The sequence below is a fragment of the Allotamlana fucoidanivorans genome (assembly GCF_006265225.1).
Lineage (GTDB): Bacteria > Bacteroidota > Bacteroidia > Flavobacteriales > Flavobacteriaceae > Allotamlana > Allotamlana fucoidanivorans.
On the sequence record NZ_VDCS01000023.1, the window covers coordinates 1 to 15,015 of the forward strand.

The window sequence follows — 15,015 nt, forward strand, 5'->3', positions numbered from 1 at the left end:
ACACTTGTGGAAGAGTAGGTCGCCGCCTTTTTTAATCCTCAATCTTTTATTAGATTGAGGATTTTTTTTTACCACGCCCTTAACTTTACAACATACAAATACCTTACCCTTTACGCTATCCTGGAAATTTTAAAATATTTTTTTTGGCCTTAGAGACAACTTAGGTTAATGTTGTGTGGTTTTCGTAAAAATTTAATACCTTAGTTAACCAAATTATGTCCTTTATACAGGTCAAATTTGAGCTACTATCAAATAAACTACCAATTCGCATTGTATGAATACATTTCGGTTATTGAGATTAATTTTATCATGTACTTTATTTTTTTTACTTCTAAATGTCTGTCTTTCCTGTAAGGAGGAAAAAGAGCATAATCCTATTGTTACTATAGATACTCCTGTAAGAGAAAATGTTAAAATATATGGAGAATACGTGGGGCAATTAGCTGCCAAGAAAAAGGTAGAGATTAGAGCAAGGGTTGATGGCTTTCTAGAAAAAATGTTGTTCAAGGAAGGTAAGTTTGTCAATGAAGATGAGATACTTTTTGAAATTGATGAAACTCAATATGTAGCCCGGGTAAATAAAATAAAGGCTCAGGTAAAACAGGCAGAAGCCTCGGCAGCAAAAGCAAAAAGAGATATTGCACGCTTGAAGCCATTGTATGAACAACGAGCGGCTAGTCAATTAGATTTAGATAATGCCCAAGCCAGTTTGGAACGGGAAGAAGCCAATGTTTTAATGTATAAGGCAGATTTAGAACAGGCATTACTAGAACTCAGTTTTACTAATGTGAAATCACCCATTGCTGGTTTTGTTGGTGAACGTCAAGTAGATATAGGAACATTAGTAGGCTCTGGAGGTGCGTCATTATTAACCTCGGTATTTCAAACAGATACTGTTTTTGTACATTTTCACATGACCTCGCTTGACTATTTAAAAAGTAAAGCAAGTAACGTTGGATTAACGCAATCAAAAGATGAAGACAACGATAATTCTAAAAATATTTTTAAACCAACAGTTAGTATTACGAGGGCTGATAGAACAGACTATCCTATAATGGGGATCGTAGATTTTGCTAATCCACAAGTAGATTCCAAAACAGGAACATTTGCGCTTAGAGCTGAAATTCCTAATCCTAATAGTGAACTACTTCCCGGTCAATTTACAAAAGTAAAAGTGTTGCTAAATGTGGTTGAGAATGCTATTTTAATTCCGAATAAAGCCATTATCATTGAAAAAGGAGGGGAGTTTGTTTATGTTTTACGGCATGATAAAACTGTAGAAAAACGTTTTATTCAAACGGGAGAAAAATTAGAAAAAAGAGTTGTTGTAGCAAGAGGGCTATTTGCCGATGAACAAATTATTGTTGAAGGTCAACATAAAGTGCAGGCAGGACTTAAAGTAATTCCAACAAAAGAAAATGACTCCATTTGGAATAATCAAAATAAAAAGTCAGAAAATTTATGAGATTAGGAGTTTTTATTGACCGCCCTATATTATCCATCGTTATTTCAATTTTAATTGTACTGTTAGGTGCTATTTCCATAGTAATATTGCCTATTGAGCAATACCCACAAATAACACCACCCTTAGTAAAGGTAACCGCCAGTTATCCAGGAGCTGGGTCGGTAACGGTTGCACAAGCCATTGCCACACCGATAGAGCAAGAATTAAATGGAACGCCTGGTATGATTTACATGGAATCTACGAGTTCTAATTCGGGGTCATTAACCATTAATGTGACCTTTGATGTAGGAACAGATCCTGAGATTGCCGCGGTAGATATTCAGAATAGGGTGAAATTGGCCGAATCGAGATTACCAGCCGAGGTTATACAAAATGGTATTAAAATAGAACGGCAGGCGGCATCACAATTATTGACCTTGTCATTAACCTCTAGCGATGAAAAATTTGATGAGATATATTTGAGTAACTATGCTACCATTAATATACTAGATGTGTTACGTAGAGTTCCTGGAGTAGGGAGAGTCTCAAATATTGGGAGTAGGTACTACTCCATGCGTGTTTGGTTATATCCTGATGCCATGGCCGGATTTGGGCTTACGGTTAACGATGTTAGAGATGCTATTTTAGATCAAAATAGAGAATCAGCTGCAGGAGAATTAGGTCTGCAACCGATTACCTCTACAGATATTACCGTGCCATTAATTACCTCGGGACGATTAGAAAAAGTTGAAGAATTTGAAAATGTGATTGTTAGAGCCAAATCAAATGGAGCCATCATAAGGTTACGGGATGTTGCTCGAGTGGAATTAGAAGCTTCTAGTTATAGTCAGGAATCAGGTTTCGACAATAAAAATGCGGCTATTCTAGCCGTTTATTTATTACCAGGAGCCAATGCTCTTGATGTAGCGAGTAATGTGCGTGATGCCATGGATGAAATTAAGAAAAATTTCCCCGATGGCATTAGTTATAGCATTCCTTTTGATATGACAAATTATATTTCGGCATCCATAAAGGAAGTGTATATTACATTATTTGAGGCCTTGTTTTTAGTGGTGCTTGTGGTTTTCTTATCTCTTCAAAACTTTCGGGCAACTTTGGTGCCTATTATAGCAGTTCCTATATCTCTTATTGGAACATTTACATTCATGTTAGCTTTTGGTTTTTCAATAAACCTATTAACTTTATTAGGTCTTATTTTGGCTATTGGAATTGTAGTTGATGACGCTATCGTGGTGGTGGAAAGTGTGGAGCGATTGATGGAAGAACGCGGTATTACATCTAAAGAAGCCACACATATAGCGATGAAAGAGTTATCGGGAGCATTGATAGCCACTTCACTTGTATTGGTGGCGGTTTTTATACCCGTAAGTTTTCTTGGTGGTATTTCAGGACAATTATATAGGCAATTTTCTATAACCATTGTTATTTCTGTATTATTGTCAACACTTGTGGCTCTTACGCTCAGTCCGGCCTTATGTGTACTATTATTAAAGCCAAGAACAGGAGAAAAAAACAAAGTATTTAAGGCCATAAATAGGTGGCTAGATTTTGGTCAAAATTATTATTTGAATAAAATAAATGTTTTGATTCAGAAAAGGAAACGTACTTTTATCGCCTTTGGTTTGGTTTGTATTGCCATTTTTGTGCTTTTTAAATCTATACCTAGTTCCTTTATTCCTGAAGAAGACCAGGGGCAATTTACTGTTGAGCTAGAATTACCTGAAGGAGCAACGTTGCAGCGTACCGCTGAAGTCACTGAACGAGCGGTCGATTTTATCCTTCAAAATCCTAATGTTCAAAATGTTCAAAATGTCACGGGATCAAGCCCTAGAGTAGGGGCGTCTCAAGGTAGAGCCACGTTAACCGTGATGCTTAAAGATTGGAGTGAGCGTGATGGCGATGATGGAACGGTAGATGCTATTATGCAAGAAATAAATGAGGAGTTTTATTATTACCCCGAAGTACGGTTTTATTTGTCAAAACCCGCAGTTATTCCTGGGTTAGGAAGTTCGGGCGGATTTGAAATGCAATTGCAAGCTAAGGGAGATACATCTTTTGAAGAACTAGCCAAAGCAGTTGATACTTTAATTTATTATGCCAACCAAAGTAAGGAACTACAAGGCATATCGTCGTCCCTTCAAGCAGATGTTCCGCAATTGTATTTTGATGTGAATAAGGATGCGGCCCAGTTTCAAGGTATTCCACTAGCTGATGTATATTCTTCTATGAAAGCTTATTTAGGCGCATTATATGTCAATGACTTTAATATGTTTAATCGTATTTATAGAGTGAATATTCAGGCTGATGAGGCTTTTAGGCGCGATAAGGATAATTTGAATTTGTTTTTTGTAAGAGCAAATAATGGTAGTATGGTACCTGTTACCGCCATAGGCGACTTTAGTTATACAACAGGACCTGGAAGTATAAAGCGATTTAATATGTTTACTGCTGCGGTAGTTAGAGGTGAACCAGCTTATGGGTACAGTACTGGGCAAGCCATGACAAAATTGGAAGACTTAGTACGTGAAAAATTACCAGAGGGGTTTGGTATGGAATGGAGTGGTATCTCTTATCAAGAGAAAAAGGCAGGCGGCCAAATAGGGTACATAATGATTTTAGTTTTATTGTTTGTGTTTTTATTTTTAGCCGCGCAATATGAGAGTTGGAGTATTCCTATATCTGTTATTTTGTCGTTACCATTGGCTGTTTTTGGAGCTGTTGTAGGTATTTGGGTGGTTGGTTTAGAGAATGATATTTACTTTCAAATTGGCTTAGTTACCTTAATAGGTCTGTCAACTAAAAATGCCATTTTAATTGCAGAAGTAGCGAAACAACAACTTGAATTAGGTAAAGGTGTGTTAGAAGGTATTTTATATGCTGCTAAAGTGCGTTTCAGGCCCATTGTAATGACTTCTTTGGCTTTTATTTTGGGGATGTTTCCTCTTGTTGTAGCTACTGGTCCTGGAGCTGCGAGTAGGCATTCTATTGGTACAGGTGTGTTTTTTGGGATGTTGTTTTCAATTACGCTAGGGATTGTTGCTGTACCTTTTTTCTTTTATTTTCTATATGTGTCTAAAAATAAATCAACAGAACAACTAGAAGGGTAATGAAAAAATATATTATACATTTAATGGTTATTTTGTTTTTTGGTGCTTGTAAAATAGGCCATAAATATGAAGGCTCACAAATAAATATGCCCGATAAGTTTGCAGAACATACTTTAGATTCTACAAACTTAGCGAATAAAGAATGGTGGAAAATCTTCAACGATACTATTTTAGAAGGCTATATTAAAGAAGCCATAGCCAATAATAGAAATTTACAAATTGCTATTGCTCGGGTGGAGGAATTTCGTCAAAATAATAGAATTGCAAAAAGCGACTTATATCCAGCCATTAGCTTAAATGGAGAAACAGACTCTGAAAAAGTTAAAAGCGAAGATGCATCTAACGATACTGAATTATTTGTTGGGTTGTCATGGGAACTCGATCTTTGGGGACGAATTAGGTGGCAAAGAGATGCTGCTTTAGCTGATTATTTAGCTACAGAAGAAGCTAAAAGTGCCGTATTACAATCTTTAATTGTAGACGTGGCTAATACGTATTTTGAGTTAACAGCTTATAAAACAGAGTTAGAAATTGTTTACCGAACGCAAAAAGCACGAGAAGAAGGTGTGCGTTTGGCTAAACTTCGCTATTTGGGTGGTCTTACCTCAGAGACACCTTATAGGCAGGCAGAATCTCAATTGGCCAATACACTTACGTTAATTCCTGACGTCAAGTTTAAAATCATGTCAAGTCATAATAGATTAGCAACGTTAATGGGGAAGTTTCCTGAAGATTCTATCGTGGCTACGTCATTAAAGCAATATAAAGTTCCAGATACAATTCCTATGGGGCTGCCGTCGGAACTATTAATAAAGCGACCTGATATAAGACAAGCTGAACAGGAAGTCATTGCTGCAAATGCAGAGGTAGGTGTAGCATTAACCAATATGTTTCCTAAAATAAGTTTAACAGCAGAGGCTGGGGTAAAAAGTTCTGATTTATCAAATTTATTCAGTAGTCCTTATCGTTATTTATCGGCTCAATTGTTTAATCCTATTTTTAATGCCGGGGCATACAAAGCAAGACAGAAAGCAGCGCAAGCGGTTTTAAAACAAAAGATATTGGCTTATGATCAGGTGGTTTTTAAAAGTTTTGAAGAAACCAGTAATGCTTTGGGAGCCATTAAGAAATTTAAGAAAGTTAGGAGCTCTCTTGAATACCTAGAGGAGTTGGCACGAGGTTATTTAGAATTGGCAGAATTACAACATATCAATGGTGTTGTAAATTATATTGATGTGTTAGATGCCCAACGGGTATTGTTTGATGCAGAATTGCGTTTAAATAATGCAATAAGAGATGAAAAAATAGCTTATACTCAATTGTATAAAGCTTTAGGAGGCGGTTGGTAAGTAATTTCAAAAAGCTATAAAAACAAAAAATCACATAAACATTACTGTTTTTGGATTTTTTGTAGTACCTCTTGAATTCGAAGAATCTACAACAACACTGCAAGGAGGCGTTTAGAAGATGGATGATGTATTTTTACTTAGTTGCTAATGTAGCACTTGGATAATTTGGATTAAACACTGTAAGTAATAGGGGTAATCGGTTGGTTTTGCTTATTTGTTTTCTAACGTCTTAAGTTGTTGTATAAAGGTGAGAAAATAAAAAGAAATTTTTGAGACTTACGTTAAGAATCCATTATGGCAACTTTATGAAATAACATAATGTCCAGTCTAATATAGTAAGTCCAATTTTATTGGCATATATCCAATTAGAAACAAAATTCAACATCAGAAAAGAGACCTTAAAGATGAAATTGCACAGTTATTACAAATAGAGATTGATGGATTGCTTAATAAAGCCAAAATGGATAAGGTAATTGATACCAGTAAATACAATTCACTACTTGAAATAAATAGTAAAATATCAGGTATCCCTACTTTGCCTATAGGTATAAAGGCTATATGGAATACTTTAGGTATAATCGCAGTCACAACTCTCCCTATAATTATTCAATTGGTTTTGGAAAAACTAACAGTTCTATTTAGGGGAAGTCGACATAAGTACGTTAATTTTGAAGCAAATTATTCGATGTTGTCCCGAATGTTGTCCCTTTAAAGAAACAAAAAACCCTTAAAAGTTTGATTTTCAAACAAATAAGGGTTAATTTAAGTGGTACCTCCAGGAATCGAACCAGGGACACAAGGATTTTCAGTCCTTTGCTCTACCAACTGAGCTAAGGTACCTCGCTAAAGCGGTTGCAAATATATGTTCAAATTTGTTATTAGCCAAAATAAATTTCTAAAAATTTTAGTTTTTTTATAATATTTTTTAAGAATTTCGCTAATTGTTTAGCTACTAGAATTATACCGTTTTAGGTGAATTTATATGAGTCAGTTTTAGTAAATTTACGGCTTTTATAAGCTGGAATGAATTTAGTTATTGATGTAGGAAATTCTTTTGTGAAATTGGCCGTTTTTAAAAGTGATGAGATTCAATATCGAGAGGTCATTCGTTTAAAAGCTGTTTTAGAGGCAATTTCTGTGTTAAAAGCAAGATATTCAAATCTTAATAAAGCTATCATTTCTTCCGTTGGTCAATTGAATCAGTATCAAATAGCATCCATTCAAGGTGAATTTGATACATTAATTTTGGGTGTTGATACCCTATTACCTTTTCATAATCAATATAAAACGCCTAAGACACTCGGGGTTGATAGAATTGCCCTTGTAAGTGCTGCAATAAATTTATATCCCAATAATAATACACTCATCATTGATGCAGGTACTTGTATTACTTATGATTTTGTAAATAGTCAAAAACAATACTTGGGAGGCGCCATAGCACCAGGCTTAATGATGAGATACAAAAGCTTAAATAATTTAACCGCAAATTTACCGTTATTAAAGTTGTCAATGCCCCAGAGCATTACAGGAAATTCCACAACAGAATGTATGCATTCAGGAGTTGTTTTTGGTGTTATTAATGAAATAGAAGGCGCAATAGCTCAATATCAAGATAAATATTCAGATTTAACAGTTATTTTAACAGGAGGCGATGCTAAATTTTTGTCTAAACAATTAAAAAGTAGCATATTTGCCCATTCTAATTTTCTTTTAGAGGGATTGAACTATATTTTACAAATTAATTCAAACGAATGATCAAAAAACTGGTATTAGTTTTTATTGCTTTTTTTGCAATTCAGAGTTATAGTCAACAGGCCACCGCATCTCCTTATTCTTTTTATGGTATTGGTACTTTAAACTTTAAGGGTACAGTTGAAAACAGATCCATGGGAGGTTTGAGTATTTATACCGATAGTATACATGTTAACCTTAAAAATCCAGCGTCGTATGCTGGAGAGAATTTGGCTATTTGGGGAGATGAAAGTAGACCGGTAAAATTTGCTGTTGGTGGTGGTTACCAGAGCACTAGCTTAGAAAGTGAAACCAGTAAAGGGAGGGCTTCAGCCACTTCGTTAAGTTATGTGGCGCTGTCCATTCCAGTAGGTAAGTTAGGTTTCGGGTTTGGTATTTTACCCTACACTTCAGTGGGGTATAAACTGGAGTCTTTAAATGGTGATGGTAACCCTGAAAACAAGTTTACAGGAGAAGGAGGACTTAATCGTGTGTATTTTGGAGCAGGTTATTTAATAGCAAAAGGATTGTCAATTGGAGCCGATTTAAATTATAACTTCGGAAATGTAAAAAATAATATAGTCGCTTTTCAGTATGATAATGGTGTCCCAGTACAGTTTCAGTCTCGTGAAAATAATAGATCAGATTTAAGTGGTTTGAGTTTGAATATTGGTTTGTCATATAAAGCGATGGTAACAGATAAGCTAGAGTTGGTTACAGGTGTTACTTATACCCCAGAAAGTAGTATAGCTTCTAAAAATGAAAGGTCATTTTCAACCATAACCGTTAATTCAAATACGGGGCAAGAGTTTGCTATTAATACCGTGAATGTAGATTTAGAGGCTTTAGGTTTGTTGGAAACAGATTTGGTTTTACCTGCAAAAACGTCATTTGGTATAGGGATAGGGCAGCAGAGAAGTTGGTTCTTGGGTGCAGAATATACCACACAAAAAACGAGCGATTTTTCTAATCCTTTATATGATAGCATTGATACAGCCTATGAAGATGGTTCTGTACTATCTATTGGTGGGTTTTTTATTCCGCAATATAATTCTTTTAACAGTTTTTTAAAGCGCGGTGTGTATAGGGCAGGTTTAAGAATGGAAAAAACAGGTTTGGTAATTAATGACGAATCTATAAATGAGTTTGGCATGTCTTTTGGAGTAGGATTACCTGTTGGCGATTCAAGATTGTTATCAAATGCAAATATTGGTATAGAAATTGGTAAAAGAGGCACAAAAAAGAGCAATTTAATACAAGAGAATTTTATTAATTTCCAATTAAGTCTATCTTTGAACGATAGATGGTTCAACAAAAGGAAATATGATTAACAGAAGAAAATTATTATCATGAAAACAAAAATTACATCACTTTTTTTATTGTTTATAGGATTAAGTTTTGGCTTTGCACAGCAAGATGAAGAATGTATTACAAAACTTTCTATATTCCATGAATATGTAAAGGCAAAAAATTATGATGCAGCTTATGAGCCTTGGATGGCTGTAAGAAATAAGTGTCCAAAATTTAACAATGCTATTTATGTAGATGGAGAAAAAATATTAGATCATAAAATTGAACAATCAACAGGCGCAGAAAAGGTGGCGTTTATAAATGATCTTGTAAAGTTATGGGAGCAAAGAGGAGAGCATTTTGCTAGTAAAACACCAAAAGGGGAGTATGCAGCAAAAGCTTGTCAATTGATGTATGACTATAGAAAAGAGTTAAATAAAACCAATGAGGAGTTGTATGAATGTTTTGATGCCGCTTATAAGTTAGATAAAAAGACGTTTACAAACCCAAAAAGTTTATACACATATTTCTCTCTAATGGTTGATTTGTTTGATGCAGGAAAAAAACCAGCGAGTGACTTGTTTAATAAATATGATGATATTTTTGAAAAAGTTGAAGAAGAGCAAAAAGAGTATTCTGAAAAATTAAATAAAATAATTGAAAAAGAAGAAGCGGGAACTGCTATCACTAAGAAAGAAGAGAAATACAAAAAATATTATGAGAGCTATTTAAAAGCCTATGATCAAATATCTGGAAGTATAGATCAAAAATTAGGGGATAGAGCAAATTGCGAAAACTTAATACCATTATATCAAAGAGATTTTGAAGCCAATAAAACCAATGCGGTTTGGTTACAAAGAGCGGCAGGGAAAATGTCTGAAAAGGATTGTACTGGTGATCCTTTATTCTTCAAGTTAGTAAATGCGTATCATGAATTAAGCCCTTCTGCTAATTCAGCCTATTACTTAGGGTTATTAAAAGACAAAGAAAACAAAACCACTGAGGCTATTAAATTCTTTGAGCAAGCTATCAGCCTTGAAACTGATGATTTCAAAAAATCTAAATTGTATTACAGAATAGCTACAAAGCTAAAAGCAAAAGGAAGCTATGGTAGTGCAAGAAACTATTACAGACAGGCCTTGAAACTTAACCCTTCAAACGGTAGACCATATATTGCTATTGCTGCTATGTATGCTGCTAGTGCTAATAATTGTGGTGAAACTAACTTTGATAAAAGAGCTGTATATTGGTTAGCTGCTGAAGAAGCTCAAAAAGCCGCAAGAGTAGATGCTACTTTAAAAAGTGCTGCTGCTAAGTCGGTTGCAAACTATAAAGCTAAAGCGCCAAGTAAAGGTGAGGTATTTAGCTCTGGGCGCGCAGGTGAAACTATTAACATTGGATGTTGGATTGGTGCATCGGTGAAGGTGCCAAATATTTAATGAAACCACAAAAAAACTATTATAATATCTTAAACATAGTCACAGCAATTGTTGTGACTATGTTGTTTTCATGCAATAATAGTATACAACAGGTTCAAAAAATTGGCATATCTGATAATGAACCTATTGGTATAGATTTCAATTTAAATTTAAAGTATACAGATTCTGGTAGGGTAGAGGCCAATTTATTGAGCACTAAAGCTCTTGATTATACCAACAGAGATTTTCCTTTTAGGGAATTTGTTGATGGTGTAACCTTATATGTTTTTGATAAAGAAAACAAAAAAAGTACCGTAGTTGCAGATTATGCTTTGGTGTATGATGAAAGTCAATTAATAGATATGCGAGGCAATGTGGTTATTACAACTCATGATAATAATGTTCTTAAAACAGAACAGCTGTTTTATGACCAAACCAAAGGCTGGCTGTTTACCAATGAACCTGTTTCATTTAAAACAGAACAAGATATTATAAATGGAAACGGTTTTGATTCTAACGCAGATTTCACCAATGCCGAAGTTTTAGAGGTTACGGGAATCATCACTTTAGAAGAATAATTTAGTTTTTCAAAAAAGAACGTTCCTAAATTGAGTATCTTTACAGCCCTATACAATATGTTTTCAATGAAGTATTCTAAGATTTTTCTATACGCTTATTTGGCTTTTGCTGTCTTATTTTTATACGATGGCATTACAAAATTAGGCAATGGTACTAACGGTGCTTACATTTCCTTTGGTTTTGCAGTTTTAGCTATCTTTATGTTTTTCTTCCGAAGAAAATTTAGAAAGAAATTTGATAATAGAACCAATTCTAAATAAATGACTTTATATGTAATTATTATAATTGCATCGTTAATTCTTTCAGCTTTTTTTTCAGGAATGGAGATTGCATATGTGTCTTCAAATAAAATTCATATTGAAATTGAAAAAAAGCAGGACGATTTATTGGCTAAGGTCTTAACCAAGCTTACAGCAAAACCGTCTAAATTTATTACTACCATGTTAATTGGTAATAATATTGCATTGGTAATTTATGGATTTTTTATGGGAGACCTTTTAGTTAAGTGGTTTCAAACCTTATTACCTACCTCGTACAGTTTTCTAGATTATCTATTTACGGACTTAAGTTTGCTGTCTCAAACCATTATTTCAACGTTCGTTATTCTAATTACAGCCGAGTTTTTGCCAAAAGTATTTTTTCAAATTTACGCCAACAGTCTTATTAAGATATTAGCTGTTCCAGCGTATTTGTTTTATGTGTTGTTTTCGCTGATTTCAGATTTTATAATTTGGATTTCAGATTTTATTCTAAAAGTGTTTTTTAAAACCGAAGGCGACCAAATTCAAATGGCATTTACAAAAGTAGAATTGGGAAACTATATTAGTGAACAAATGGAATCTGTTGAAGCCGATGAAGAAGTAGATAGCGAGATTCAAATTTTTCAAAATGCCTTAGAGTTTTCTGAGGTTAAAGCGCGAGAAGTGATGGTTCCTAGAACGGAAATTATTGCGGTTGATATTAATGATTCTATTAAAGATTTAAATGCCCTTTTTACGGAAACAGGTCGCACTAAAATATTGGTCTATAAAGACACTATTGATGATATTTTAGGCTATGTACATTCTTTTGAATTATTTAAAAAAGCAAAAACTATTAAAGCCATGATAACTCCAGTGGAGTTTGTTCCTGAAACCGTACTTATAAAAGACGTACTTAGTGTGCTTACAAAAAAACGAAGAAGTATTGCGGTGGTTTTAGATGAATACGGGGGGACTTCGGGTATCATGACTGTTGAAGATATTGTTGAGGAACTTTTTGGAGAAATTGAAGATGAACATGATTCTGTAGATTTAACCGAAGAGGTTCTTGGGATAGAAACGTTTAAGTTTTCGGCCAGACTAGAAGTGGATTATATAAACGAAACCTATAAAATTAACTTACCAGAAAGCGAGAATTACGAAACACTTGGAGGCTTGATAGTTAATCATACAGAAGAGATTCCTACGCAAAATGATGTGGTGAAAATTGATAACTTTCAGTTTACCATAATAGAGGTGTCAAATACTAAAATCGATCTAGTAGAACTTAAAGTAATTAAAGAAGATTAAAATACAAACTTCTCCTTTTATTATTTAAAGGAAAATGGTATTTTCGCGCACGATATTTTGGTCAGTTTGCTGTAATTGGCTCTAACTTAAACAGGTAAATCCCTGAGGATTAATTAAAAAATTTAATTTACAAATGGCAGTTTTAAATAAGATAAGACAACGATCACTATTCTTAATATTAATAATCGCTTTAGCATTATTTTCTTTTGTTTTAGCCGATTTGTTTAAAAACAGTGATGCGCTTACTGCAAAATCACAAAACATAGTAGCTACCATCAACGGTAAAGATATTTCTAGAGAAGAATTTTTGCAAAAGGTTGAAATAGCTCAAAGACAAGCAGGTCCTAATGCTACTAGTACGCAAGTTATGAATAGAGTTTGGGAAGAGGAGGTGAGACAAGCCGTTATGGAAACTCAATTTGAAGAGTTAGGCATTACAGTTGAGAAAGATCAAATGCGTGATTTGCTTAAAACAGCCTTGGCTACAAGTCCTGAGTTTTTAAATGAAGCAGGTTTGTTTGATGAGAATAAACTAAATGAATACATTATAAACTTAAAAGAAACCTCGCCAGCAGCCTATCAAAATTGGGTAAGTTATGAAGAGCAGTTAGCTTCAAATGCCTTAACGCAAAACTATTTTAATATGGTAAAGGCAGGCTTAACAGGTACTTTAGCTGAGGGTGAATTAGAACATAAATATGAAGGAAATAAAGTAGATATTAAATATGTTCAGATCCCATATGTTTCGATTCCAGATAGTACGGTTCAAGTATCAAAATCTGATATTTCAGATTATATCAAAGACCATAAAAAACAATTTGAAGTTGAAGCTTCTAGAGATATTCGTTTTGTAGAGTTTGAAGAAAAGGCATCTGTTGAAGATGAAAATGCAATAACGGCAGAACTTCAAACGTATATTGATGGCCGATTGGTGGATGAAACAGGAAGAAAAGATACTATCATTGCGTTTTCTAAAGTTAAAAATAATGAAGAGTATATTAATTCTATTGCAGCATCAGATATAAAATTTAATGATCGTTTTGTATTTAAAGCAAGTCTACCAACTGAGTTTGCTGATGATATTTATAATTTGAATGAAGGTGAAGTATTTGGGCCTTATAAACACGATGGGTATTTTAAAGTGTCAAAAGTAGTAGCGGTTAAACAAATTCCAGATTCAGCCAAAGTAAGACATATTTTAATTCCGTATATCGGATCTCAAAGTGCTGCAGCCAATGTGACTCAAACAGAAGCAGAGGCTAAGAAAACTGCTGATAGCCTTTTAAGTATTTTGAAATCTAACCGTTCTAAATTTCCTGAGTTTGTTAAAGAATTTTCATCTGATCAAGGAAGTGTAGCGAGAGAAGGAAGATATGACTGGCATCCATATAATACAATGGTTCCTGAATTCAACGATTTTGAATTTGAAGGCAAAACGGGTGATTTAGGTGTTGTAAAAACAGTGTTCGGATTTCATATTATTGAGATTGAAGGTCAAAAAGATAAGAAGAAAGCAGTTCAAGTAGGAACTATTGCTAGACGCATTGAACCCTCTGAATCTACTACAGATAAAGTGTTTAGAGAAGCTTCAAGTTTTGAAATTAATGCAGGTAAAGGTGATTTTGAAAATTTATCTAAAGAGAGTGGCTTTGCAGTAAGACCTGTAAATGGTATAAAAGTACTTGATGAAAATATACCAGGCGTAGGCAACCAAAGACCAATTGTAAGATGGGCTTTTGAAGAAGATGTTGCAATAGGCGATATTAAACGTTTTAATGTGCCAGGAGGGTATGTTATTGCGCAATTAGTAGCAAAACATGAAAAAGGCTTAATGTCAGTTGAAGATGCTACCGCTAGCGTATTACCAATAGTTAGAAAACAAAAGAAAGCCGAAATAATTAAAGATCGCGTTTCTGCTAGCACATTAGAAGATTTGGCTGCTGCTGAAAATACAACGGTAAAAACAGCTACAGGAATTAACATGAAGAGCCCTACTATTTCTGGAGCTGGTAGAGAACCTTTGGTAGTTGGTTCTGCATTTGGTCTTGAAGCAGGAGAAACTTCTGAATTGATTGAAGGCGATAGAGGTATGTATATGATTCAAGTAACCAAAGTAACGCCTGCTGTTGAGTTAGATAATTATCAGGCCGCAGCCAACCGCGTAGAGCAACAAAAGTCTAATGTTGTAAATACTAAGTTGTACAATGCTTTAAAAAATGCTGCAGAGATTGAAGATAATAGAGCAAAATCGCAAGTGCAATAACAACAAAATTAAATAAGTACAAAAAAACCTCGTTATAGCGAGGTTTTTTTGTATCGGTTAATGTTATTTTAAGATAATAACTGTTGATAACTTAGCTGTAAGTTTTCTATCAAAAAACCTACTTTTGTATAGTTAAATAAATAAGATATGTCAGAAACAATAGAACGCGTAAAATGCTTAATTATAGGGTCAGGTCCAGCAGGATATACAGCGGCAATCTATGCAGCAAGAGCTAATATGAATCCCGTATTGTATCAAGGGAC

General features: G+C 34.3%; 11 protein-coding genes and 1 tRNA gene. 11 read left to right on the plus strand and 1 reads right to left on the minus strand.

The genetic code is table 11. The features are described 5' to 3' along the window. Positions 1 to 292: 292 nt before the first annotated feature. The 3 genes from FGF67_RS16235 to FGF67_RS16245 are packed head-to-tail and all read left to right on the plus strand — an operon-like array spanning position 293 to position 5,921. The gene (locus FGF67_RS16235; RefSeq protein WP_158293242.1) at positions 293 to 1,465 is read left to right on the plus strand and encodes an efflux RND transporter periplasmic adaptor subunit; all 1,173 of its coding nucleotides are present in this window, start codon (positions 293 to 295) and stop codon (positions 1,463 to 1,465) included. Next, positions 1,462 to 4,572 (plus strand): efflux RND transporter permease subunit, encoded by a 3,111-nt coding sequence (locus tag FGF67_RS16240; RefSeq protein WP_139698817.1) that lies wholly within the window; start codon positions 1,462 to 1,464, stop codon positions 4,570 to 4,572. Before FGF67_RS16235 ends, FGF67_RS16240 begins: the two co-directional genes overlap by 4 nt. Continuing rightward, on the plus strand, positions 4,572 to 5,921 hold the full coding sequence (locus FGF67_RS16245) for an efflux transporter outer membrane subunit (RefSeq protein ID WP_139698818.1): 1,350 nt from the start codon (positions 4,572 to 4,574) through the stop codon (positions 5,919 to 5,921). Before FGF67_RS16240 ends, FGF67_RS16245 begins: the two co-directional genes overlap by 1 nt. Positions 5,922 to 6,688: 767 nt before the next feature. Here the strand turns inward: FGF67_RS16245 and FGF67_RS16250 are convergent. Beyond that, positions 6,689 to 6,761, minus strand: a tRNA-Phe gene (locus FGF67_RS16250). 183 nt (positions 6,762 to 6,944) lie between these two features. On the opposite strand from FGF67_RS16250, the gene FGF67_RS16255 reads away from it, so the two are divergent. The 8 genes from FGF67_RS16255 to FGF67_RS16290 all read left to right on the plus strand — a co-directional run. Continuing rightward, entirely contained in the window at positions 6,945 to 7,676 is a 732-nt protein-coding gene (locus FGF67_RS16255) for a type III pantothenate kinase (protein WP_139698819.1), read from the plus strand. Then, the gene (locus FGF67_RS16260) at positions 7,673 to 8,983 is read left to right on the plus strand and encodes a hypothetical protein (RefSeq protein ID WP_139698820.1); all 1,311 of its coding nucleotides are present in this window, start codon (positions 7,673 to 7,675) and stop codon (positions 8,981 to 8,983) included. Before FGF67_RS16255 ends, FGF67_RS16260 begins: the two co-directional genes overlap by 4 nt. 18 nt (positions 8,984 to 9,001) lie before the next feature. Continuing rightward, positions 9,002 to 10,381: a hypothetical protein gene (locus FGF67_RS16265; protein WP_139698821.1), complete on the plus strand. Its 1,380-nt coding sequence runs from the start codon at positions 9,002 to 9,004 to the stop codon at positions 10,379 to 10,381. Next, entirely contained in the window at positions 10,381 to 10,938 is a 558-nt protein-coding gene (gene lptC / locus FGF67_RS16270) for an LPS export ABC transporter periplasmic protein LptC (RefSeq protein WP_139698822.1), read from the plus strand. Before FGF67_RS16265 ends, lptC begins: the two co-directional genes overlap by 1 nt. A 66-nt stretch (positions 10,939 to 11,004) precedes the next feature. Further along, entirely contained in the window at positions 11,005 to 11,199 is a 195-nt protein-coding gene (locus FGF67_RS16275; protein ID WP_139698823.1) for a hypothetical protein, read from the plus strand. After that, entirely contained in the window at positions 11,200 to 12,489 is a 1,290-nt protein-coding gene (locus FGF67_RS16280) for a hemolysin family protein (RefSeq protein ID WP_139698824.1), read from the plus strand. Positions 12,490 to 12,622: 133 nt separating this feature from the next. Next, the gene (locus FGF67_RS16285; RefSeq protein WP_139698825.1) at positions 12,623 to 14,752 is read left to right on the plus strand and encodes a peptidylprolyl isomerase; all 2,130 of its coding nucleotides are present in this window, start codon (positions 12,623 to 12,625) and stop codon (positions 14,750 to 14,752) included. 147 nt (positions 14,753 to 14,899) lie between these two features. Next, positions 14,900 to 15,015 (plus strand): FAD-dependent oxidoreductase (locus FGF67_RS16290; RefSeq protein ID WP_158293166.1); only part of this gene is annotated, 116 nt, incomplete at its 3' end.

What these genes read in the sequence shown, in the direction of transcription:
- FGF67_RS16240 (WP_139698817.1), top strand. Translation starts at nt 1,462, where the DNA reads ATGAGATTAGGAGTTTTTATTGACCGCCCTATATTATCCATCGTTATT.
- FGF67_RS16245 (WP_139698818.1), top strand. Translation starts at nt 4,572, where the DNA reads ATGAAAAAATATATTATACATTTAATGGTTATTTTGTTTTTTGGTGCT.
- FGF67_RS16255 (WP_139698819.1), top strand. Translation starts at nt 6,945, where the DNA reads ATGAATTTAGTTATTGATGTAGGAAATTCTTTTGTGAAATTGGCCGTT.
- FGF67_RS16260 (WP_139698820.1), top strand. Translation starts at nt 7,673, where the DNA reads ATGATCAAAAAACTGGTATTAGTTTTTATTGCTTTTTTTGCAATTCAG.
- FGF67_RS16265 (WP_139698821.1), top strand. Translation starts at nt 9,002, where the DNA reads ATGAAAACAAAAATTACATCACTTTTTTTATTGTTTATAGGATTAAGT.
- lptC (WP_139698822.1), top strand. Translation starts at nt 10,381, where the DNA reads ATGAAACCACAAAAAAACTATTATAATATCTTAAACATAGTCACAGCA.
- FGF67_RS16275 (WP_139698823.1), top strand. Translation starts at nt 11,005, where the DNA reads ATGAAGTATTCTAAGATTTTTCTATACGCTTATTTGGCTTTTGCTGTC.
- FGF67_RS16280 (WP_139698824.1), top strand. Translation starts at nt 11,200, where the DNA reads ATGACTTTATATGTAATTATTATAATTGCATCGTTAATTCTTTCAGCT.
- FGF67_RS16285 (WP_139698825.1), top strand. Translation starts at nt 12,623, where the DNA reads ATGGCAGTTTTAAATAAGATAAGACAACGATCACTATTCTTAATATTA.